This window comes from Bradyrhizobium sp. SZCCHNPS1003 (assembly GCF_032381555.1).
In the GTDB taxonomy this organism is placed as follows: domain Bacteria; phylum Pseudomonadota; class Alphaproteobacteria; order Rhizobiales; family Xanthobacteraceae; genus Bradyrhizobium.
In genome coordinates this window covers 362,729-383,745 of record NZ_JAUHIU010000002.1, presented here as the reverse complement: position 1 = coordinate 383,745, position 21,017 = coordinate 362,729, and the positions used below count along the sequence as shown (strand labels likewise).

Annotated in this window: 21 protein-coding genes; 5 read left to right on the top strand and 16 right to left on the bottom strand. The window is 65.4% G+C overall.

Going from position 1 to position 21,017, the window contains the following annotated elements:
• Window positions 1–79: 79 nt before the first annotated feature.
• The 3 genes from purQ to purC form a co-directional block, all read right to left on the bottom strand.
• Window positions 80–781: a phosphoribosylformylglycinamidine synthase subunit PurQ gene (gene purQ / locus QX126_RS05430; RefSeq protein ID WP_315779744.1), complete on the bottom strand. Its 702-nt coding sequence runs from the start codon at window positions 779–781 to the stop codon at window positions 80–82.
• Window positions 782–969: 188 nt separating this feature from the next.
• The gene (purS, locus tag QX126_RS05425) at window positions 970–1,212 is read right to left on the bottom strand and encodes a phosphoribosylformylglycinamidine synthase subunit PurS (protein ID WP_315737351.1); all 243 of its coding nucleotides are present in this window, start codon (window positions 1,210–1,212) and stop codon (window positions 970–972) included.
• Between the two features lie 13 nt (window positions 1,213–1,225).
• Complete coding sequence (gene purC / locus QX126_RS05420; RefSeq protein ID WP_208866972.1) at window positions 1,226–1,993, bottom strand: phosphoribosylaminoimidazolesuccinocarboxamide synthase; 768 nt, start codon at window positions 1,991–1,993, stop codon at window positions 1,226–1,228.
• Window positions 1,994–2,304: 311 nt separating this feature from the next.
• On the opposite strand from purC, the gene QX126_RS05415 reads away from it, so the two are divergent.
• A complete protein-coding gene (locus tag QX126_RS05415) occupies window positions 2,305–2,628 on the top strand; it encodes a DUF1476 domain-containing protein (protein WP_315776525.1) in 324 nt (107 codons plus the stop codon).
• Window positions 2,629–2,702: 74 nt separating this feature from the next.
• Here QX126_RS05415 and cynS read toward each other — a convergent pair whose 3' ends face one another.
• The 7 genes from cynS to QX126_RS05380 form a co-directional block, all read right to left on the bottom strand.
• Window positions 2,703–3,191 carry a cyanase gene (gene cynS / locus QX126_RS05410; protein ID WP_315779742.1) on the bottom strand — a complete coding sequence of 163 codons (489 nt, stop codon included), beginning with the start codon at window positions 3,189–3,191 and terminating at the stop codon, window positions 2,703–2,705.
• Window positions 3,192–3,241: 50 nt separating this feature from the next.
• Entirely contained in the window at window positions 3,242–4,144 is a 903-nt protein-coding gene (locus tag QX126_RS05405; protein WP_315737348.1) for an ABC transporter ATP-binding protein, read from the bottom strand.
• A 158-nt stretch (window positions 4,145–4,302) separates the two neighbouring features.
• Window positions 4,303–5,142, bottom strand: a complete 840-nt coding sequence (gene ntrB, locus QX126_RS05400; protein WP_315779740.1) for a nitrate ABC transporter permease — start codon at window positions 5,140–5,142, stop codon at window positions 4,303–4,305.
• Between the two features lie 211 nt (window positions 5,143–5,353).
• On the bottom strand, window positions 5,354–6,739 hold the full coding sequence (locus QX126_RS05395; RefSeq protein WP_315779738.1) for a CmpA/NrtA family ABC transporter substrate-binding protein: 1,386 nt from the start codon (window positions 6,737–6,739) through the stop codon (window positions 5,354–5,356).
• Between the two features lie 106 nt (window positions 6,740–6,845).
• Window positions 6,846–7,721 (bottom strand): sulfurtransferase, encoded by an 876-nt coding sequence (locus QX126_RS05390; RefSeq protein WP_315779736.1) that lies wholly within the window; start codon window positions 7,719–7,721, stop codon window positions 6,846–6,848.
• Window positions 7,722–7,771: 50 nt separating this feature from the next.
• Complete coding sequence (locus tag QX126_RS05385; protein WP_315737344.1) at window positions 7,772–8,893, bottom strand: acyl-CoA dehydrogenase family protein; 1,122 nt, start codon at window positions 8,891–8,893, stop codon at window positions 7,772–7,774.
• A 34-nt stretch (window positions 8,894–8,927) separates the two neighbouring features.
• Window positions 8,928–9,470 carry an OsmC family protein gene (locus QX126_RS05380; RefSeq protein ID WP_315737343.1) on the bottom strand — a complete coding sequence of 181 codons (543 nt, stop codon included), beginning with the start codon at window positions 9,468–9,470 and terminating at the stop codon, window positions 8,928–8,930.
• A gap of 257 nt (window positions 9,471–9,727) precedes the next feature.
• Here QX126_RS05380 and QX126_RS05375 point away from each other — a divergent pair, with 257 nt between their 5' ends.
• On the top strand, window positions 9,728–10,408 hold the full coding sequence (locus QX126_RS05375) for a TetR/AcrR family transcriptional regulator (protein ID WP_315737342.1): 681 nt from the start codon (window positions 9,728–9,730) through the stop codon (window positions 10,406–10,408).
• Window positions 10,409–10,646: 238 nt separating this feature from the next.
• Here QX126_RS05375 and QX126_RS05370 read toward each other — a convergent pair whose 3' ends face one another.
• The 4 genes from QX126_RS05370 to QX126_RS05355 form a co-directional block, all read right to left on the bottom strand.
• Window positions 10,647–10,862: a hypothetical protein gene (locus tag QX126_RS05370; protein ID WP_315737341.1), complete on the bottom strand. Its 216-nt coding sequence runs from the start codon at window positions 10,860–10,862 to the stop codon at window positions 10,647–10,649.
• 39 nt (window positions 10,863–10,901) lie between these two features.
• Window positions 10,902–12,020 (bottom strand): DUF2336 domain-containing protein, encoded by a 1,119-nt coding sequence (locus QX126_RS05365; protein ID WP_315737340.1) that lies wholly within the window; start codon window positions 12,018–12,020, stop codon window positions 10,902–10,904.
• Window positions 12,021–12,227: 207 nt separating this feature from the next.
• Complete coding sequence (locus QX126_RS05360) at window positions 12,228–13,073, bottom strand: hypothetical protein (protein ID WP_315779734.1); 846 nt, start codon at window positions 13,071–13,073, stop codon at window positions 12,228–12,230.
• 245 nt (window positions 13,074–13,318) lie between these two features.
• Complete coding sequence (locus tag QX126_RS05355) at window positions 13,319–14,518, bottom strand: TrmJ/YjtD family RNA methyltransferase (protein WP_315779732.1); 1,200 nt, start codon at window positions 14,516–14,518, stop codon at window positions 13,319–13,321.
• A 300-nt stretch (window positions 14,519–14,818) separates the two neighbouring features.
• On the opposite strand from QX126_RS05355, the gene QX126_RS05350 reads away from it, so the two are divergent.
• Entirely contained in the window at window positions 14,819–16,033 is a 1,215-nt protein-coding gene (locus QX126_RS05350) for an NADP-dependent isocitrate dehydrogenase (protein WP_315759047.1), read from the top strand.
• Between the two features lie 99 nt (window positions 16,034–16,132).
• Window positions 16,133–16,639 (top strand): DUF3455 domain-containing protein, encoded by a 507-nt coding sequence (locus tag QX126_RS05345; RefSeq protein WP_315779730.1) that lies wholly within the window; start codon window positions 16,133–16,135, stop codon window positions 16,637–16,639.
• A 6-nt stretch (window positions 16,640–16,645) separates the two neighbouring features.
• Here the strand turns inward: QX126_RS05345 and QX126_RS05340 are convergent, their stop codons facing one another.
• Both QX126_RS05340 and QX126_RS05335 read right to left on the bottom strand, forming a co-directional pair.
• Entirely contained in the window at window positions 16,646–18,304 is a 1,659-nt protein-coding gene (locus QX126_RS05340) for a copper resistance D family protein (protein ID WP_315779729.1), read from the bottom strand.
• A 2-nt stretch (window positions 18,305–18,306) separates the two neighbouring features.
• Window positions 18,307–18,672 carry a copper resistance protein CopC gene (locus QX126_RS05335; protein ID WP_315779728.1) on the bottom strand — a complete coding sequence of 122 codons (366 nt, stop codon included), beginning with the start codon at window positions 18,670–18,672 and terminating at the stop codon, window positions 18,307–18,309.
• 323 nt (window positions 18,673–18,995) lie between these two features.
• Between QX126_RS05335 and ilvD the strand changes: the two genes are divergently transcribed.
• Window positions 18,996–20,837: a dihydroxy-acid dehydratase gene (gene ilvD / locus QX126_RS05330; protein ID WP_315737333.1), complete on the top strand. Its 1,842-nt coding sequence runs from the start codon at window positions 18,996–18,998 to the stop codon at window positions 20,835–20,837.
• The last annotated feature ends 180 nt before the right edge of the window (window positions 20,838–21,017 follow it).

The window sequence follows — 21,017 nt, the reverse complement described above, 5'->3', positions numbered from 1 at the left end:
GGCGGACAACGCAAACAGCCGCCCGGTGTTGCCGGGCGGCGCGAGAAAAAAGCTACGGAACGATTTCGATGAACGGCCTTCAGGCCGCGCGATCGAGATGGGCGACGAGACCGGCAAACAGGCCGCGACCGTCGGTGCAGCCCATGATGTCCTCGACGTGATTCTCGGGATGCGGCATCATGCCAAGCACATTCCCGTTCTCGTTGACGATGCCGGCGATGGAATGCGCAGCACCGTTGATGTTGCTGATGTCGCCGACCTCGCCATCGGCCGAGCAGTAGCGATAGAGCACGCGGCCATCGCCATTGAGGCGCTTCAGGGTCTCCTCGTCGGCTGCATAGTTGCCCTCGCCATGGGCGACCGGCACGCGGATCACCTGGCCGGCATTGTAGCCGCGCGTGAACGGCGAGTCGGAGCGCTCGACCCGCAGATGCACGTCCTTGCAGATGAACTTGAGCTTGTCGTTGCGCATCAGCACGCCCGGCAGCAGGCCGGATTCGCACAGGATCTGGAAGCCGTTGCAGACGCCGAGCACAAGACCGCCTTTGGCGGCGTGGTCGCGCACCGCATCCATGACAGGTGCCCTGGCCGCGATCGCGCCACAGCGCAGATAGTCGCCATAGGAGAAGCCGCCGGGGACGACGACGAGATCGGTGCCCTTCGGCAGCGACGTCTCGGCGTGCCACACCATCGCCGGCTCATGGCCGGAGATCATGCGCAGCGCGCGCGCCATGTCGCGCTCGCGGTTGATGCCGGGGAAGACGAGAACGGCGGATTTCATGATCTTACGTGCTTGCTCGAGGATCGCTCCCTCGCGGCCACGCGAGAGTGTTTGAGTCTGACGAGAGCTCCAAATTCAACGCTCGCACACCGGCAAGGAGCTCATCGACCGAATGTTCGACAAGGACCAGATCACGCGAGATCTCCAGCAGTCGCTCGTAGATCTCGCGCTCGGTCACGGCCATTGCCCTATCCCAGCAGCTCCACCCGGTAATTCTCGATCACCGTGTTGGCGAGCAGCTTGTCGGCGGCCGCCCTCAGGGCGGCCTCCGCCTTGGCCTTGTCGGCGCCTTCGAGCTCGATGTCGAACACCTTGCCCTGGCGCACGCTCGCGACGCCGTCGACGCCGAGCGATTTGAGGGCGCCCTCGATCGCCTTGCCCTGCGGATCGAGGATGCCGGATTTCAGCGTCACCGTGACACGCGCTTTCACGTCTTGTTCCCTTTTAGCTCTTGACGAGAACCGGACCGGAGCCCACCGGACGCTCGTTCTCCATCAGGATGCCGAGCCGCTTGGCGACCTCGGTATAGGCCTCCAGAAGGCCGCCAAGATCGCGGCGGAAGCGGTCCTTGTCGAGCTTCTCGTTCGACTTGATGTCCCACAGCCGGCAGGAATCGGGGGAAATCTCGTCGGCGACGATGATCCGCATCATCTCGTTCTCGAACAGCCGGCCGCACTCCATCTTGAAGTCGACGAGGCGGATGCCGATGCCGAGGAAGAGCCCGGTCAGGAAGTCGTTGACGCGGATGGCGAGCGCCATGATGTCGTCGATCTCCTGGGGGGTCGCCCAGCCGAACGCGGTGATGTGCTCCTCCGACACCATGGGGTCGTTGAGCTGGTCGTTCTTGTAATAGAATTCGATGATCGAACGCGGCAGCTGGGTGCCTTCCTCGATGCCGAGGCGCTGCGACAGCGAGCCCGCCGCCACATTTCGAACGACGACCTCGAGCGGCACGATCTCGACCTCGCGAATCAACTGCTCGCGCATGTTGAGCCGGCGGATGAAGTGAGTCGGTACCCCGATGTCGTTGAGGTGCTGAAACAGGTACTCCGAGATGCGGTTGTTGAGGACGCCCTTGCCTTCGATCACCTGGTGCTTCTTGGCATTGAAGGCGGTGGCGTCGTCCTTGAAGTGCTGGATCAGGGTGCCCGGCTCGGGGCCTTCGTACAGGACCTTGGCCTTGCCTTCATAAATGCGACGCCGACGGCTCATTGGGATGTACCGTGTTTTGTTGAAATCCATGAAATGGTGGGCTCCGGATGACTTTGGACAGGACCACGACGGAGCTGCCGCGAGGGCCCGGATGTTAAGGAAACAGAACGAGAACCGGGCCTGTGGGAAACCTATCTCATTGGTGTCCCGAGCACAATCGATCCGGGCCTCGGGAGCGGAGTTTTACCGCCCTTCCCTGCGGCCTCGTACCCGTTGTATTGGCAAGATGTTCCAATTATTTAGGCGTGCGGCCACCGCCCCGCAACCGCCTGCGCGGTTAACCCTCTTCGGCAACACTGGAAGTTCCGACCATGACCACGTTCGACAAGCGCGAGGACGCCTTCGAGAAGCAATTCGCCCATGACGAGGAATTGAAGTTCAAGGCAGAAGCCCGCCGCAACAAGCTGCTCGGCCTGTGGGCAGCCGAAAAGCTCGGCAAGTCCGGCGCTGACGCCGACGCCTACGCAAAGGAGGTCGTCGCGGCCGATTTCGAGGAAGCGGGCGATGCCGACGTGCTGCGCAAGGTGCTGGGCGACCTCACCGCCAAGGGCGCGGCCGTCACCGAGGCGGACGTGCGCGCGAAGATGAGCGAGCTGCTGTCGACCGCCGTCGCCCAGGTCAAGGCGGGACAGTAAGAGGCGAATAGCGAATAGGGAGTGGCGAATAGGGATCTCCTGCCCCTATTCGCTACTCGCAATTCGCTACTCGCTTACTCCTCTTTGAATCCATATTCCGGCACGTTGCCGCTGGCGCCGTAATATTTGTACGGCAGGAACTTGCCCGACATCGTGATCTTGACGCGGTCGCCCTTGGCATTGGGCAGGCGCTCCATCACCATGTCGAAATCGATCGCCGACATGATGCCGTCGCCGAATTCCTCCTGGATCAGCTCCTTCCAGGCCGGGCCGTTGATCATCACGAGCTCGTAGAAGCGATAGATGAGCGGATCGGTCGGCGGCATCTGCACGCCCTCGCCGCGCATCGGCGTCTCGTTCAGCATCGCGATCTCGGACTTCGACAGGCCGAACAGCTCGCCCGCATTGGCGGCCTGCGGCTTGGTCAGCTTCATCTGGCCGAGGATGGCGCCGACGATCAGCACCTCCGAATAGCCGCCGATTGTCTCGCAGATGTACTTCCAGCTCCAGCCCTTCTCGCGCTTGATATCGAGCAGCTTCTCGGTGAGGTCGGATCGCTTCATGCTTGGTCTCCCTTGAGAGTCTTCGTTGATGGGTTTCTTCCGGCGGGGCGTCAGCGGGCGATCGCCTGCGGCGCGTCGTTCTCGACCGGGTTGGACGCGACGATCGTCGGCTCGCTGCGCCCGATCTTCACCACCGGCACCTTGCGCGGGTCGTAATCGGGCGTCTCGGCGGTGAAGGTCTTGCTGCGGCTGACCAGGAAGTCGATGATGTGGTTGCGCAGCGCGTAGTACAGCGGATGGCGGTGCAGGTCGCCGCGCAGCCGGTCCTTCGGCAGCGGGTTCTCGACGATCTCCGCCAGCACCGCGCCCGGCCCGTTGGTCATCAGCACGATCTTGTCGGCGAGATAGATCGCCTCATCGACATCGTGGGTGATCATGAACACGGTCTGGCCGGTCTCGACGCAGATGCGCCGGACCTCGTCCTGCAGCGTGCCGCGCGTCAGCGCATCGAGCGCTGAGAACGGCTCGTCCATCAGCATGATCTTCGGCGTGATCGACAGCGCGCGGGCAATGCCGACGCGCTGCTTCATGCCGCCGGACAGCTCCGACGGCCGCTTGTGCTCCGAGCCGGCGAGGCCGACGAGCTCGATATATTTCAGCGCATGCGCCTTGACCTTGGCACGGTCCCATTTGCGCCACTTCGACGAGACCGCATAGGCGACGTTGCCGAGCACCGTCCGCCATGGCAGCAGCGCGTGGCTCTGGAAGATGACGGCGCGGTCGAGGCTCGGCCCCTCGATCGCCTGGCCGTCGACGATGACGGCGCCCTCGCTCGGCACGTCGAGGCCGGCAAGAACATTCAGCACCGTGGTCTTGCCGCAGCCGGAATGGCCGATCACGCAAACGAACTCGCCGCGCGCCATCGCGAGCCACAGATTCTCGAAGATCGTCGTGCTCCGCGCCCCGTCGTAGCGCTTGGCGATCCCTTCGATGGAGATGAATTTGTCGGTCATAGGAAGGTCTTTCCGTTCCCTCCCCCCTTGTGGGGGAGGGTCAGGGAGGGGGGGCCCCCATGAAGACTCGCGCGTGGGGCACCCCCACCCCTAACCCCTCCCCGCAAGGGGGAGGGGAACGGAGTTGCGCACCTTGCAGCAGTTCGCCTGATCATGCCCTACTCCGGAAACGTCACGAGCCGCGACACGCGGGCCAGGATCTGATCCAGCACCATGCCGACGAGACCGATCAGCAGGATCGCGATGATCACGTTGGTGATCGACAGGTTGTTCCACTCGTTCCAGACGAAGTAGCCGATGCCGGTGCCGCCGACGAGCATCTCGGCGGCGACGATCACGAGCCAGGCGATGCCGATCGAGATCCGCATGCCCGTCAGGATCGTCGGCGCCGCCGCCGGCAGGATGACGGTGAAGGCGCGGCGGAAATTCCCGACCTCGAGGGTGCGGGCGACGTTGATCCACTCCTTGCGCACGCTCGCGACGCCGAAGGCGGTGTTGATCAGCATCGGCCAAACCGAGCAGATGAAGATCACGAAGATCGCCGACAGGCTGGAATCCTTGATGGTGTAGAGCGCCAGCGGCATCCAGGCGAGCGGCGAGATCGGCTTGAGAATCTGGATGAACGGATCGAGCGCCTTGCTCATCAAGGGCGACATGCCGATCAGGAATCCGAGCGGGATCGCGACCGCGACCGCGATCAGGTAGCCGAGCATGACCCGCCCGAGCGAGAAGGCGAGCTGGATGCCGAGCCCCTTGTCGTTCGGACCGTTGTCGTAGAACGGACGCAGCAGATGCTCCCACAGCTTGGCGCCGACATCGAGCGGCCCGGGCATCGCCGACTTGCCTTGCGTCGCTGTCATGCCCATCAGCTTGGCGTATTCGGGGCTCATGTTGGCAGCCGTGCCCGTGCTGCGGGTGGCGATATGCCAGGCGCCGAGGAAGACGGCCAACAAGACGATCGAGACGACGGCGGCGCGCAGGCGGAGTGAGGCGGTCATGACGTCGCTCCACCCACGCTGTCGTCCCTGCGAACGCAGGGACCCATAACCACCGTCGGCAGTTGGTGGAAACGATTGTCGCTACCGCCCCTGCCCCAAGACAGGTCACGGCGTATGGGTCCCCGCGTTCGCGGGGACGACACCGGTAGTGTGGTTGGCGGCGTGTTCATCACCATGGGTGGGGTCGGCAGCGTCGCCCTCGTCGCCCCCATCACGACGCCTTCTTGATCTTGAAGCTGGCGACGTAGTCGTCCGGCTTGGTCGGGTCGAACGGCTTGCCCATCACCGAGAACGATTTGTAGGAGTCCTTTGGCGGCGTCAGGCCCATGTCGGTCATGACCTTGCGGGTGTCGGTGGCAAGATAGATCTGCTCGGCGACCGCCTTGTAGTCGACGTCGCCCTTGATCTGGCCCCAGCGCTTCATCTGGGTCAGCATCCACACCGCAAAGGACTGCCACGGGAACGGATCGAAATCGACGCGCTTCGGATCGGTCTTCACCCCGCCGAGGCCGTCGGCATAGGTGCCGGTCAGCACCTGCTCCAGCACCGTCACCGGCGCATTGATGTAGTTGGCCGGCGCGATCGCCTCGGCGATCTGCTTGCGGTTCTCGGCCTTCGACGCATAGGCGGTGGCATCGACGATGGCGCGGGTCAGCGCGGCGAAGCTGTTCGGCGCGGCCGTGATGAACTCGCGGCTCGCCGCGAAGCTGCAGCAGGGGTGACCGTCCCAGATCTCCTTCGAGAGAATATGCAGGAAGCCGACGCCGTCAAAGATCGCACGCTGGCAGATGTTGTCCGGCGCGAGGAAGCCGTCGATGTTGTCGGCGCGCAGGTTCGCGACCATCTCCGGCGGCGGCACCGAGCGCAGTTGCACGTCGGTGTCGGGATCGAGGCCGTGCTCGGCGAGATAATAGCGCAAGAGATAATTGTGCATCGAATAGTCGAACGGAATGGCGAACTTCATGCCCTTCCAGTCCTTCGGGTCGCGCTTGTCCTTGTGCTTCATCGCAAGCACGATGCCCTGCCCGTTGATGTTCTCGATCGCGGGCACGGTAAACGGGATCGGCTGCGCGCCGAGTCCGAGCGAGATCGCGATCGGCATCGGTGCCAGCATGTGCGAGGCGTCGTATTCCTTGTTGATGGTCTTGTCACGGATGACGGCCCAGCCGGCGGTCTTCACGACCTCGACGTTCAGGCCGGCCTTGGCATAAAAGCCGAGCGGCGCGGCCATGATGATCGGCGTCGCGCAGGTGATCGGGATGAAGCCGACCTTGAGATCCTTCTTCTCGGGCGCGCCCGCTTCGGCAAAGGCTTCGGTCGCCGTCTTCAGCGGAAAGAATTGTGAGACCGCGGCGAGCGCGGTGGCGGCGCCCACCGACTTCAGGAACGCGCGACGGGTGGCTGCTTCCGGAAACACCGCGCGCAGCACGGCTGACGCGACCACGTTCTCGTAACGCTTCTCGGTGGAGTCCGCCACGGGCTCACAGCGCAGCGTCCGCACGGCGTGCTCGTGCTCGGCCGGACTGCGATGCTGGCCGCAGATACAACCGGCATTCACGCTGGCCTCGGCATCGAACGGATCATCGAAAATCGACATGTGCTGCGCCCCTTTGTCACACCTGCGCGAACTGCGCCTTCGAACTGCTCATCCGGCCGCATTTTTCAGCGGCCGGACGTGCCCTTGCGAATTTTCTATGCAGCTTTTATGCCGCCTTGCTGGTCATCGCCGGCATCGGCAGACCTTCCTCGATCGGCAGCGACGGGTCGCGCGACCACTCGTTCCACGAGCCGAAATACATCCGCACATCCTTCACGCCGGCGTTCTTCAGAGCCAGGAAGGTGTTCGACGCACGCGCGCCCTTGAAGCAGTAGAGATAGACCGGCGTGTCCTGGGTGATGCCGACAGTGGCGCATTCGGCGAGGATCTCGTCCTTCGACTTGAAGCGCGGACCTTCGGCGGTCGGCTTCATCATGCGGTACCATTCGAGCCAGACGGCGCCGGGGATGCGGCCCTTGCGCGGGCAGAAATCCTTGCCATAGGGCGAGGAGGAATCGCCGATCCACTCGTCGACATCGCGGACATCGAGAATGGCGATGGCGGGATTGCCGACCGCCGCCAGCATGGCCTTGGCGTCGATCAGGATGCTGCCCGCCTCCGGCACGATGCTGAACGAGGCCTTGGTCGGCGACGGCGCATCGGTGGTCACGGCCATGCCTGCGGCAACCCAGGCATCGTAGCCGCCATGCAGCACCTTGATCTTGGGATAGCCCAGCATCGTCAGCAGGAAGTAGCCGCGGCAGGACTGGCCGAAGCCGGAGTTCATCGACTGCTCGTAGACGACCGCGGTCTCGGCACCCGACAGGCCGGCGGCGCCGAACGCGTCGGCGAACTTCGTCTTCAGCTCCTCGATGCCTTCCGGCGTCGACGTCGCGAGATAGGTGAAGATCTCATGCACGTTGACCGCGCCGGGAAGATGTCCCGCGCCATAGGCATCCGGATTGCGGGTGTCGATGACGACACACGGTTCTTTCTTGATGAAATCAGCGAGTTCGCCGGCAGTAATCAGAACGTCCGTCATGGCAGGCCTCTCCTGGTCTAAACTTTGTTGGTTTGCCGTTCTCGCCGGCGTCAGCCGTCGGCGAGCATCTTGCGGAGCTGCTTGGTCGCGGGGGTGACGATCGCGACGAAATAGGCCTCGCGCAGGCGACGTTCGGCGCGATTGCCCTTGATGTAGCCGCGCGCTCCGCAATGGAGCATCGCGGCGTGAGCCGCAGCCACGCTGGCCTCCCCGGCCCGGAGGCGCAGCGCGACGACCTTGCGCCAGGTGGTCTCGTCCGTGTTGAACGGATCGCTGGCGAGGATCATGGTCTCCCGTGCGAGCTCATCGGCGAGCGCGCTGAAGTCGACCGGCTGCTGCGGCAGATAGCGGTTGACGTGGCCGAGCGGCGCCTCGACCTCCTGCATGATCTTGATGCAGTCCCTGATCAGGCCGAGCGCCATGCCGGCCTGCAGAAGAATGAAGCCGGCGCGGATCTTCTTCACGAAGGGGCCAGCGGGGTCGGCCAGAATCAGCTCGTCCGGCACGAACAGGTCGCGGAGCTGGATGCCGTAGGTGCCGGTGCCGTCCATTGCGAGAAACTGCTGGCACGGCTGCAGCGTCACCGCCGGGTCCGAACAGTCGACGATGAACATCACGATCTCGCCGGGCGCATCCTCGCGCTCGAAGATCGTGCCGAACATGTGGTCCGGCCCGAGGTTCGAGACCCAGGGCAGCACGCCGCGCACGACGTAGCCGCCCTCCACCTTCCGGCCCTTGAGCTTGAGCTTCTCGATGCCGAAGAAGCTCTTCATCGGGTTGGAAAGGCCGGTGCCCCCGAGCAGCCTGCCGCTCGCGGCATCGTCGAGCAGACGCTTCTTGAGCGCCTTGTTGTCCGAATTGGCGATGTACCAGACCAGTGTGTTCTGGCACCACGCCATGAAGGCGGAAGCGCCGCAGACCTCGCCGATCGCCGAGATCGAATCGATGGCGCAGTTGAGATCGGCCTTGCCGCTCTCAGGCACGTGGCTGCTCCACGCACCGACCTCGCCGAAGCGGCGGAGAACGTCAGCCGGATACACCGTTCCGGCGTCGATTCCGCTGGCCAGCGGCGCAAGCTCGTTGCGCGCGATCGCCGCGACCTGCTCCACGGTCGACGGCACGGGCATCACGCCCGCACTGTCGATCGCCAGATGCTGTCCGAGTGAACCCATGACATCCTCCGCTCCGCGTGGTCTCGAGCCAGGCTCAGACGCCGACCTCGAGATTGACAGGACGCGTGAAGGTGTTGGCGACGGGCGACCACTTCTTCACATGGTCGACCAGGGCCTGGACCTCCTCCTTGGAAATGCCTTCGCACTCCATGTCGACCTTGACGCGCACGTCGGTGAAGCCGACCGGCTTCTCGCTGACGTCGCCGGTGCCCCAGACAGCGGTGATGTTGAGGTCGCCCTCGAGCTCCAGCTCGAGCTTGTTGACGGTCCAGCCGCGATGCACGGCATTGGCGTGCAAACCCACCGCAAGGCAGGAGCCGAGCGCGGCCAGCGAGGCCTCCGACGGATTGGGCGCGGTGTCGTCACCGAGCAGGCCCGGCGGCTCGTCGACGATGTAGGGGGCGAGGTTGCGGATGTAGTTGGCGTGGCGGAACTTGCCTTCCGCCACGGTCTTGCACTTCAGGGTCTTGATGACCTTGGGGTTGGCCTTGCCGTTGACGATGAGCTGTTCGAGCCCGTTCTTGTCGATGGGTGCGAGGCAGCCCGTCAGCGCCGTCTTCTGAACCACAGCGGTCATCTCATTTCTCTCCCTGGGATGAGGATACCGAACGGTCTGTATCCTGCACGAAGCGTGCCAGAGAGGCCGAAAATCAAAAGCCGGAATGATCCTCGCGGCTTACGCGATCAGGGCGGCGAGCAGCGCCCCGCCACGACCCAGCCGCTGCCCAAGTGCGATGCAGAATGCCGCCTTCAGCGATCAAATTGAGCGCAACGCTGCCTCGACCGCATCAGCAGCCTTGCTGACTCACGCGCACAGCGATTAAGCTCGTACACATGGGCAAGTCAGCTGCGGGCAAACAAACCGGCAAGAAGCAGGCGATCGCAAGGACGATCGCGGCCAGCGATGACGAATCCGCGCGCGGCCGTCTGCTCGGCGCCGCCACGCGGCTGTTCTGCAAGAACGGCATCAATGCCACCGGCATCGATGCGATCATCAGCGAGGCGGGCACCGCGAAGACCACGCTCTACAAGCTGTTCGGATCGAAGACCGCGCTCGTCACCGCCGTGCTCGAAAGCGAAGGCAAGCAGTGGCGTGAATGGTTCATCGCGGAAATGGAGAGCGGCGGCGGTGACGCCGAGACCAAGCTGGCACGCATCTTTCCGGCGCTGAAGAGCTGGTTCGGCGAGGAGCGCTTCTACGGCTGTCCCTTCATCAATGCAGTCGGCGAGCACGACAAGGACCAGAAGCAGTTTCGCACCATTGCAATGCGCCACAAGAAAGTGGTGCTGGCGCATATCGAGAAGCTCGCCCGTGAGATGGGCGCTGCCGAGCCGGAGAGCTTCTCGCATCAGCTCGCACTGCTGATCGACGGCGCGATCGTGGCGGCGATGGTGTCACGCAATCCCGAGGTCGCGGACACGGCCGGGCTGGCCGCGAAGGCGCTGATCGAGCCGGCGAAGCACAAGACGGGAAAGCGCCTCGGCAAGCCGGACACGCAGCTCGCCGCTGTGTGAAGCGGCCTGCTCGCCCTGAGTCCCACCCACCGTCATTCTGGGGCAAGGCCGCAGGCCTTGAACCCGGAATCTCTATCTTGTCTTGCGTCCATTCCTCACAATCTCGAGATTCCGGATTCAATCGCCAACGCGCAAGCGCGTTGGCGATTGAATCCGGAATGACGGCGGAATGGACGGGGAGGACGGAGCTGTCAACTCGTGACGCCGCGGAGCGCCCCGTGCAAAGCCATCAATCGAACTAGCGGAAGTAGTCTGTCACAAGCTTCACGTCGGCCTGATCCGCGACTGCGCCGTTCAGGCTCGAATCGATCACGCGGCGGCAGGCGGCGACCGCAGCCTCGTCGCCGAGCTCGTTGGCCGCTTCGAGCACATGCCAGGCCGCATCGACTGCCGCGCCGTCCGCAGGCGCCTCGCGATGGCCGAGCCGTTGCTCTCCGCGAAGAGGAAATCCCATGCCGCTCATCCGCGATCACCTCCGTCCGTCGCTGCAGGTTCAATACGCCGCGGCGCGCGGCGCGGACGCCTTGCCGCCTTTGCCTGGATTCTTGCGGGACTGATAGAATTCGAGCACGCTGCGCGACGTCTGCGACTGGAGCTTGGCATAGTCGCGCTCCAGCTCCTGCAGCTCGCCGGCCGTGATGCGATGTTCGCGGGCGCCGAGAAAGGCGAGCGCCATCATCGTATCCCAGGTAAAGCCAAGCGCCTTGGCGAGCATCAGCAGCATCTCACGGTTACGGTCGAACAAGGCGCGCTCGACGACGTCGACCGGCAGTCCCGACAGCAGCGCGAGGCCGATCGTCACCTCCTCGACCTTGTGTGCCGTCGCATAGCTGGCAATGGTGCTCTCGTGCAGATTGCCGAGGCGGTGCTGGATCGTCACGGTGCGCTTGGCGACGAAGTAGTTGCGCGAGCCGGGGCCGAACTTCGACTGCAGGTCGCCGGCGATGTTGGCGACCGAGCTACTGATCTCGCCAAGCAGCTCCGGCCGCTCCCCGGCCAGCCGCTTGCCGACATCGTCCGAAGCTTTGGCGATGAGCTGCTGGAACAGATGGCGGGGAATGTCGAGCCGGCGGCCGAGATGCTCGGCGAGGATCGAGTCGTTCTCTGCTCGCTGGACCATGTGCAGGAAACCGGCACCGGAGAACTGGGCGCCCTGATTGCGCGCCACCGCCGTGGCGACGTCACGGTTGCCGCGCGTGGCCAGCACGTCGGTCACCGCCGGGCTCAGCGTTCGGCGTTCGGCGATCGCGAGCAGATGGTCCTGGCTCTTGGTGCTGGCGTTCTCGACCAGCGTGGCGTCATCGAGCCGCTCGGACTCGCGCAGCACTGGACCGGCGACCCAGATCTCGTCGTCGAAGGCCAGCTTGCGGATGACGCTGGCCGGCGAATATTCGATCCTGGCGAGGCGATCCGCAAGCTTGGCGCGCGCTTCGATCTCGATCTCGTCGGCGAGCCGGCCGATCACCTCGCCGAAGGTGGCGATCTCCTCCTCGCAGTAGCGCCCCGCGATCAGCAGGTCGGTCGCATGCCACAGCGCGCGCTCGCGGCTGTCCGCGGTCCCCCGCGCAATCGCATCCTCGAGGTCCCGCAACACCGATCTGGTTTCGTTCATGATGAAAGGCCGCACAGTTGCAACGATGAAAGGGCAATGCGCAGATCATAGCGTTCGAACCCGAGCGTTCCGTAACCCGCGCCGTGCGGATTTGACCGGGCATTTTCACTCAAATGCGCACGCGCGCGTTAAGCATGCGGCCGGGGATCCGGTCGCGGCGCGATCGCCGCGCCGATCCGTTCTTCCCGCGCGAGCGACGCAGGAGGCCTACGGCATGACGCGGAGCGCGCGCGCCTCGGACTCCGCGACCGAGCGTTCGCGCGATGTCCACGGGCACTCGGCGAGAGCGCGGTCGATCAATTGCATGGCATCACGCTCACGACTCTGGTCGAGCATCAGCTCGCCGGCGAAGAAGCTCGCCTCGCAACGCCGTGCCCTGCGCGTGGCGGGAGCACCACGGTCGGCCGCCGCAAGCACAGCCTCTGTCGTCTCCTGCCCGAGGAAGAGACGGACGATCGGGGCCGGCCATTTGCCCATGTCGAGCCGCTTCGCGTGGTCGGCGAGCTCGCTCGGCAGGCCGGCGCGGCGGCGGGCCAGATCCAGCCACAGGGCCGCATCGGCATCGTGGGGATCGATCTCGCTGAGCCATCTGAAATCGTCGTGCGACTGCTCCAGGAGACCCGCCTGGAAGCTTGCGATCCCCAGCGCGCGATAGGCTTGCGCCCGGTAGCCGTTGCGCCCGAACGCCCGCCCGAAACCCGACCCCGGCTGCGGCTCGCTCTCGCGCAGATCAGGAGCGGCGCGATCGAATGCGGCAAGAAGACCGGCCGAGGACTGCTCGATGACGATCTTGTAGTCGTCGATCGCATGCTCGACATCTCCCTTGCGGAAATAGGCTCCGGCGCGCGCGAAACGGGCCTCGATCACCTGCGGCGTCGCCGGCTTGCCGTGCTCGATCACGACAGTGCAGCCGGCGATGCGCTCGTCGGCGCCGAGATCGGCCGCGGTCGTGCACCGCTTCGCGCCGGCTGCGTGGGCGCTTGCCGACAAGCCGAAGATCGAACCGATGATCAACGCACAACACAGAAACGAGCGCCATCGTCGCGTAGTCATGAATGCCCCCTTGGTCTTGCTCTTTGTGCTGCGATCTAACCAAAACCGATCGGGCAAACCACAATCTGGAATTGCGATCGCAAATCATCCTTCAGCCGGTGTAAACGGGATCGCAGACTCGGCCTGCCCTGGCTGTTTGGAATCAACTGCTACGGCGGTGTGAGCCACGCGACGGCTCAATCGGCGATTGCGCTCACGCGGGGAGCTGGCAGTCGGCGCCATGCAGCCGGCAATGCGACCGTCAGCTACTTCGCTTCGGCGATGAGCGCCTGAAGCCGCACCAGCTCGGCCTCGAGATTCCCTTCGACATCCGCCGCCTTCACTTCGGTGACGCGGTAGTCGCGGCTTTCCAGCCACGCCCGCCGTGCGCTGCGGTCGGCGACGACGCTCTCGCTCTCGTCGGGGCCCACCAGCTCAATGGCGAGGCGGTGGATGAAAGAGACGAAGTCCGGGATGTGGCGGCCGACCGGGGTCTGGCGCTTGAACTGGCCGGCGAAGCGGCGGTCGCGCGACAGCGCGTGCCACAGCGCGCGCTCGGCGTCGGTCGGATTGCGGCGGAGCAGCCGCGCCAGCCCGCGCAGCGAGCCGCGCGAATCCGGCAGGTTCGCCACCGTGCCCTGCTCGGCGATCAGGGCGCGCAGACGCGTCGCCTGCGCGCTGTCGAGCACGCCGCCCTTGGCCGGCCCCTTGCGCCCCTCGGCGATCGCCATGACCACGCCGTGCAGGGTGTGGATGTCCTGCCGCGACGGCTCCATGCGGAAGAAGATGTTGCGCAGGTTGACCAGCATGGTCTCGCGCTTCTCGGCCGGCCGCAGGAATTCGACCCGGTCGAGCTCGCGCACCAGATTCTCGAAGAACGCCTCCATCTGCTCCTGGGAAGCGCGCTCGGAGCGCTCCGGCATCGCGAAGGGCAGCGCGCCAGATGTCACCAGCTTGAACCATTCATAGCCCATCAGCAGCACCGCCTGGGCGAGGTTCAGCGAGGCAAAGCCTGGATTGACCGGATAGGTGACGATGCGGTTGGCGCGGGCGACCTCCTCGTTGGTCAGGCCCGCGCGCTCGCGGCCGAACAGGATGCCAGCCCGGCCGCCAGCGGCGATCTGGCTCTGCATCTCGCGGGCGGCCGCTTCCGGCCCCATCACCGGCTTGGCCTGGTCGTGGGCGCGGGCGGTGGTCGCGAAGACGAGGTCGAGGTCGGCGATCGCCTCCGGCAGGGTGTCGAACAGCCGGACATGATCGATGATGTGGTCGGCCCCGGCGGCCGCCCGCTGGGCGGCGATGTTCGGCCAGCCGTCGCGCGGATTGACCAGGCGCAGCTCGGACAGCGCGAAATTGCCCATGGCGCGCGCCGCCATGCCGATGTTCTCACCGAGCTGCGGCTCGACCAGGATCACCACCGGGCCTGCGATCTCCAATCCCACCTTCGTCTTGTCGGTGCCCGACACGCTCAATCCTCGCCTTCTGAATCCGGTTGAAGCGCCCGCGGCGCGCCCTGCCCGCTCCGTTGACCTGACCGGGGAGAATTCTCAAGCAAAATAATCGGCTTAGCCAAGAATTTTAGGGTTTGCTCGAACCTGCAGGCCGGCCGGTAGCCGCCGTTGCCCACCGCATGAGCGGGCTGCGAAAATCAGCACCGGGCGCATACCGGCTGCGCTTCCGCCCGCGGTGCAGCAGTGCTATGACGCGCTTGATTTCACAAGCGCTTTCCACTCCTGGCGCGCTGTTCCCAAGAGGCCCCATCGATCATGGCAAAAATCAAGGTGACCAACCCGGTCGTCGAGCTCGACGGCGACGAGATGACCCGGATCATCTGGCAGTACATCAAGGACAAGCTGATCAACCCCTTCCTTGATATCGACCTGATGTATTTCGACCTGGGGATGGAGAGCCGCGACAAGACCAACGACCAGATCACGATCGATGCCGCCAACGCGATCAAGAAGGTCGGCGTCGGCGTCAAGTGCGCCACCATCACCCCGGACGAGGCGCGCGTGAAGGAGTTCGGCCTCAAGGAGATGTGGAAGTCGCCGAACGGCACCATCCGCAACATCCTGGGCGGCGTCGTGTTCCGCGAGCCGATCATCTGCAAGAACGTGCCGCGCCTGGTCCCCGGCTGGACCAAGCCGATCATCATCGGCCGCCACGCCTATGGCGACCAGTACCGCGCCACCGACTTCAAGTTCCCCGGCAAGGGCGTGCTGACGATGAAGTTCGTCGGCGACGACGGCACCGTGATCGAGAAGGAGGTCTTCAGGGCGCCCGGCGCCGGCGTCGCGATGGAGATGTACAACCTCGACGAGTCGATCTACGATTTCGCTCGCGCCTCGCTCAACATGGGCCTCGCCAAGAACTATTCGGTCTACCTGTCGACCAAGAACACCATCCTGAAGGTCTATGACGGCCGCTTCAAGGACATCTTCCAGGAGGTGTACGACAAGGAGTTCAAGGACAAGTTCGAGGCCAAGAAGATCACCTATGAGCACCGCCTGATCGACGACATGGTCGCCGCGGCGCTGAAGTGGTCGGGCGGCTATGTCTGGGCCTGCAAGAACTATGACGGCGACGTGCAGTCCGACACCGTGGCCCAGGGTTACGGCTCGCTCGGCCTGATGACCTCGGTGCTGATGACCCCGGATGGCCAGACCGTCGAGGCCGAGGCCGCCCACGGCACGGTGACCCGCCATTTCCGCGAGCACCAGAAGGGCAAGGAGACCTCGACCAACTCGATCGCCTCGATCTTCGCCTGGACCCGCGGCCTGTCGCACCGCGCCAAGCTCGACAACAATGCCGAACTGGCGAAGTTCGCCGCCACCCTGGAGAAGGTCTGCGTCGACACCGTCGAGTCCGGCTACATGACCAAGGACCTCGCACTCCTGGTCGGCGCCGACCAGCGCTGGCTGTCGACCACCGGCTTCCTCGACAAGATCGCGGAAAACCTCACCAAGGCGATGGCGGCGTAAGTTTCCCCACTTTCGCCTTCTGGTTTCGTCACCTATCAACGGGCCGCGCCACCAAGCGTGGCCCGTTTCCGTTTTCCCCTGCCGTCGAGGAACCTGATCATGCGCTTGACCTCATCGCTCGCCCTGCTGTTGCTCGGGGCCCAGATCGGCTCCTCCCACGCCGCAGAGACCACGATTCCCGATGCGCTGGTCGCCGCCGGCGAAAAGGCCGTGCTGACGCTGCATGCCGAGGGCGCGCAGGTCTACGACTGCAAGACCGACAAGGACGGCAAGCTCGCCTGGACCTTCCGTGAGCCGATTGCCACCCTGTTCGCGGACGGCAAGACCGTCGGCCGGCACTATGCCGGGCCGAGCTGGGAGCACCAGGACGGCTCGATCGTCGGCGGCCGGGTGCAAGGCACCGCGATCGGCTCCACCGACAACGACATTCCCTGGCTGAAGCTCGCCGTCATTTCTCACCGCGGCGCTCAGGGCGTGCTCTCCGACGTCACCACGGTGCAGCGGATCAACACCGCCGGCGGCAAGCTGGAAGGCACCTGCGACACCGCCGGGCAATTCCGCAGCGTCGCCTATTCCGCGGATTACGTGTTCCTGCGGAAGGAGTGAGGCTCGTTACGCCTCGCGATAATCCAGCAGGATCAGCCCGACCAGCACGAAGGCCACCGGCCAGACCCAGGCGGCGGCGCGGCTGATGCGGCCGTCCAGGCGCAGCTCGAGCCAGCGCGCCCAGCCGGCGGTGATGCCGCACAGCGCCAGCGGCGTGTGGCTCATCTCGATCAGCAGCTGGTCCTTGATGTTGGCGATGGCGTGCGAATGCGTCAGCAGCAGCGCGCCGCCGGCGGCGACCGTCAGCGGAAACACCAGCGCCGCCCGGCCCGCCGCCTGCCCGCGCAGCCGCACCCGCCATTCGAACAGGCCGAACAGAATGATCAGCACCACGAACAGCCGGTGCTGCGCCACTTCGGGATCGCGCAACGAGGCGAAGAAGCCGATCGGGCCGAGCGGCCAGGCCATCTCGTCGGCGCGCAGGAACAGGAACGCCGCCATCCCCAGGAACAACAGCGGCCAGTGCCGGGCCCAGCGGCCCCAGGCGAAGCGCTCGATCAGCGCGAGCACGCCGATCAGCACGACGAAGATGCCCGCCCAATGGTGGTTGTATTCCGACCAGGCGATGTCGGCGGCGCTGCGCGGCAGGATCACGCCCTCGCCGGGGACATAGGCCTGCGGTGCGGTCACGCGCTGCGCGTCGGCGGCATCGATCCTGGCCTGCAGCTGCGAGATCGTGAGCTGGTCGACCGAGGGGCTCGTCAGCCGCGGCCATTGCGGCGCGGCGCGCGCGACGATCTCCTGCCAGCTCAGCCGGTCCTGGCTGAGATCGATGCCCGGCGGCAGCGAGGTCAGCGAGCCCGCGGTGAGCAGCACCGTCAGCCCGATGCCGAGCTCGACCTCGACGAAGCGCCTCATGCGCGAGAGCGGCGCGATGGGATCGCGACGGCGCAGCCGCTCCACGGCGAAGAAGTTGGCCGCCCCGAGCGCGAGCAGCATCAGCAGCATCGCGACCTTGGCCGAGGTCATGACGCCGTAAGCGGTGCCGTAGATCGCCGCGAACGCGCCGAGATAGGCGATCGCCATCACGATGCCGCCGAGCACGATCGCCGCCACCGAGACCATCGACATCAGCGAGTAGCGCCGGCCGATCAGGCGCTGATCGTCATCCGCCTTGCAGCCGTTCAGCGCCATCAGGAAATACGGCAGGCCGCCGATCCAGACGCCGGCGCCGAGCATGTGCAGGAAGTCGGCGGCAAGCAGCGGCCAGCGCACCTCAAGCCGGCTCGCCGCGTGCGTCAGGTTGAGCTGCAGCAGCAGCGCTGAGATGGTCAGCACAATCAGCGCCAGGACGCGCCAGGCGGCCCAACTGCCGGTCCGGGCGAGCACGGCGATGCCGAGCGCGCAGGCGGCAACGGCCATTCCGGAGCGGGCGAAATCCGCGCTCGCCGCCGCGCCGAGCGACAGGTCGAGCGTCCCGATCAGCGCCGCCATGTTGACCGCGAGCGAGGCCAGCACCACCGCGAACCAGCCGAATGCGCTTCGGCGCAGGAAGCGCTGGCCGCGCTTGCCGACCACGATCGCGTCAGCGGACAGCCTGTCCTGCAGCGGGCGCAGCAGCAACAGCAGAAATGCCAAGCCGCCGATCGTGAAGGACTGTGCCAGCAGGGTCAGGCCGCGCAGCACCACCGAGAGATAGCCGAAGATGTCGAGCAACAGCGACACGGCTAGCGCACGTTGAAAGGAATGTCGCCACGGGTGATGTGGCCATCGACGCTGAGCACCTGCCATTGCAGATGCCAGGCGCCGGGGCTGAGCGCCTTGGCCTCGGCGTCGATCTCGTCGGCCGGCGCGTCGGCTGCCGGAGTAAGCGCCTGCTCGGCTCCGTCGGGCGCGCGCAGCTTCAGCCGCGAGCGGGCGTGATCGATGCGGCTGTTGAAGCGCAGCCGGATCATTGTCGGCTGCGTCTCGATGGTCCCGCCCGCCGCGGGCTGCGACGAGACGATGATGGCATGGGCCGAGGCGGCGCCGGGAACGCCCAGAAGCAGCGCGGCAAGGGTCGGCAGGTGGCGGAAGCGGATGACGGACGGCATGGGACGCGCGGGCGGCGGAAGCTGCGGCAGGGACGTTCGGGGACAAGACCGGGACGAACAAAACTCGACCGTTCTAATCTAAGCGACCTTCCTGTTCCCGACGTAGCCACAAACGCGTGACCGGGGCCGGCCGGAACCTGCGGGAGCGGCACGAGGCCCCGGCCCTGCCCGGAGGGCATCCCGGAACAGCGAAATTTAGGGTCGAATCATCAAGCACTTCGCTGTATGCCTCGCCGCATCATTGCCGTCCGTCGGTTGTCGGGACCCTTTCCGCCCCACGGACCAACATTGCCTGATCCCGAGGAACGCCTGAGGAAACCGCCATGCCCGCCTATCGCTCCCGCACCTCCACCCATGGCCGCAACATGGCCGGCGCCCGCGGCCTGTGGCGTGCCACCGGCATGACCAACGAGGATTTCGGCAAGCCGATCATCGCCGTCGTCAACTCCTTCACCCAGTTCGTGCCCGGCCATGTGCATCTGAAGGATCTCGGCCAGCTGGTGGCGCGGGAGATCGAGAAGGCCGGCGGCGTCGCCAAGGAGTTCGACACCATCGCGGTCGACGACGGCATCGCGATGGGCCATGACGGCATGCTCTACAGCCTGCCCTCGCGCGAGCTGATCGCCGACAGCGTCGAGTACATGGTCAACGCGCATTGCGCCGACGCCATGGTGTGCATCTCCAACTGCGACAAGATCACCCCTGGCATGCTGATGGCCGCGATGCGGCTCAACATCCCGGCCGTGTTCGTCTCGGGCGGCCCGATGGAGGCCGGCAAGGTCAACATCGCGGGCAAGCTGCGCAAGGTCGATCTGATCGACGCCATGGTGACCGCCGCCGACGACAAGGTGTCGGACGCGGATGTCGAGGTGATGGAGCGCTCGGCCTGCCCGACCTGCGGCTCCTGCTCCGGCATGTTCACGGCGAACTCGATGAACTGCCTGACCGAGGCGCTCGGCCTGTCCCTGCCCGGCAACGGCTCGGTGCTGGCGACCCATGCCGACCGCAAGGGCCTGTTCGTCGAGGCCGGCCATCTCGTCGTCGACCTCGCCCGCCGCTATTACGAGCAGGACGACGCATCCGTGCTCCCGCGCAACATCGCCAACTTCAAGGCGTTCGAGAACGCGATGAGCCTGGACATCGCGATGGGCGGCTCGACCAACACCGTGCTGCATCTGCTCGCGGCCGCGCATGAGGGGGAAATCCCCTTCACCATGACGGATATCGATCGCCTCTCGCGCAAGGTCCCTTGCCTGTGCAAGGTCGCGCCCGCTGTGGCCGACGTGCACATGGAGGACGTGCATCGCGCCGGCGGCGTGATGGGCATCCTCGGCGAGCTCGCCCGCGCCGGCCTGCTGCACACGGAATTGCCGAGCGTGCATTCGACTTCGCTGGCGGCTGCGCTGGAGCGTTGGGACATCCGCCGGACCGCGAGCGAGAGCGTGAAGAACTTCTATCAAGCCGCGCCCGGCGGCGTGCCGACGCAGGTCGCCTTCAGCCAGGACCGCCGCTACGAGGAGCTCGATCTCGACCGCGAGAAAGGCTGCATCCGCGACATCGAGCACGCCTATTCCAAGGACGGCGGCTTGGCCGTGCTGACCGGCAACATCGCGCGCGACGGCTGCATCGTGAAGACCGCGGGCGTCGATGCCTCGATCCTGAAGTTCTCCGGCCCTGCGCGCGTCATGGAGAGCCAGGACGCCGCGGTCGAAGCCATCCTGACCAACAAGATCAAGGCAGGCGACGTCGTCGTCATCATCTATGAGGGCCCGCGCGGCGGCCCTGGCATGCAGGAGATGCTGTATCCGACCAGCTATCTGAAGTCGAAGGGCCTCGGCAAAGCTTGTGCGCTGATCACCGACGGCCGCTTCTCCGGCGGCACCTCGGGGCTCTCGATCGGCCACGTCTCGCCGGAAGCTGCCGAGGGCGGCCTGATCGGCCTCGTCCAGGACGGCGACCGCATCGAGATCGACATCCCCAACCGCACCATCCATCTCGCAGTGTCGGATGAGGAGCTCGCCAACCGGCGCGCAGCGATGGCGGCGAAGGGCGATCAAGCCTGGAAGCCGAAGACGCGCGCCCGCAAGGTCTCGACCGCGCTGAAAGCCTATGCGGCGTTCGCGTCGAGCGCCGCCAAGGGCGCGGTGCGCATCGTCAAGGAGTAAGACCGATCTGTTCGGTCGGCAGCACCGGTCCTTTCCGACCGGTTGCTGCGGCCGGCGGCCGCGGCCTCACCATAGACTTCCTCGTCTCGCTCTCGTCCTGCGAACAGCCATGCCGCACTTCGTTCTTGCCCACTGACGACAGCGGGTTCAGGCTCCCTTCATCGACAATGAGCGCGTCAG

Excerpts from the sequence above, each read along its gene's own strand:
- ilvD (WP_315737333.1), top strand. The coding sequence starts at position 18,996 with ATGCCCGCCTATCGCTCCCGCACCTCCACCCATGGCCGCAACATGGCC.
- QX126_RS05370 (WP_315737341.1), bottom strand. The coding sequence starts at position 10,862 with ATGGGATTTCCTCTTCGCGGAGAGCAACGGCTCGGCCATCGCGAGGCG.
- ntrB (WP_315779740.1), bottom strand. The coding sequence starts at position 5,142 with ATGACCGCCTCACTCCGCCTGCGCGCCGCCGTCGTCTCGATCGTCTTG.
- QX126_RS05405 (WP_315737348.1), bottom strand. The coding sequence starts at position 4,144 with ATGACCGACAAATTCATCTCCATCGAAGGGATCGCCAAGCGCTACGAC.
- QX126_RS05395 (WP_315779738.1), bottom strand. The coding sequence starts at position 6,739 with ATGTCGATTTTCGATGATCCGTTCGATGCCGAGGCCAGCGTGAATGCC.
- QX126_RS05385 (WP_315737344.1), bottom strand. The coding sequence starts at position 8,893 with ATGGGTTCACTCGGACAGCATCTGGCGATCGACAGTGCGGGCGTGATG.
- QX126_RS05350 (WP_315759047.1), top strand. The coding sequence starts at position 14,819 with ATGGCAAAAATCAAGGTGACCAACCCGGTCGTCGAGCTCGACGGCGAC.
- QX126_RS05335 (WP_315779728.1), bottom strand. The coding sequence starts at position 18,672 with ATGCCGTCCGTCATCCGCTTCCGCCACCTGCCGACCCTTGCCGCGCTG.
- QX126_RS05365 (WP_315737340.1), bottom strand. The coding sequence starts at position 12,020 with ATGAACGAAACCAGATCGGTGTTGCGGGACCTCGAGGATGCGATTGCG.
- purQ (WP_315779744.1), bottom strand. The coding sequence starts at position 781 with ATGAAATCCGCCGTTCTCGTCTTCCCCGGCATCAACCGCGAGCGCGAC.
- QX126_RS05345 (WP_315779730.1), top strand. The coding sequence starts at position 16,133 with ATGCGCTTGACCTCATCGCTCGCCCTGCTGTTGCTCGGGGCCCAGATC.
- QX126_RS05390 (WP_315779736.1), bottom strand. The coding sequence starts at position 7,721 with ATGACGGACGTTCTGATTACTGCCGGCGAACTCGCTGATTTCATCAAG.
- purC (WP_208866972.1), bottom strand. The coding sequence starts at position 1,993 with ATGAGCCGTCGGCGTCGCATTTATGAAGGCAAGGCCAAGGTCCTGTAC.
- QX126_RS05415 (WP_315776525.1), top strand. The coding sequence starts at position 2,305 with ATGACCACGTTCGACAAGCGCGAGGACGCCTTCGAGAAGCAATTCGCC.
- QX126_RS05375 (WP_315737342.1), top strand. The coding sequence starts at position 9,728 with ATGGGCAAGTCAGCTGCGGGCAAACAAACCGGCAAGAAGCAGGCGATC.
- cynS (WP_315779742.1), bottom strand. The coding sequence starts at position 3,191 with ATGAAGCGATCCGACCTCACCGAGAAGCTGCTCGATATCAAGCGCGAG.
- QX126_RS05360 (WP_315779734.1), bottom strand. The coding sequence starts at position 13,073 with ATGACTACGCGACGATGGCGCTCGTTTCTGTGTTGTGCGTTGATCATC.
- QX126_RS05380 (WP_315737343.1), bottom strand. The coding sequence starts at position 9,470 with ATGACCGCTGTGGTTCAGAAGACGGCGCTGACGGGCTGCCTCGCACCC.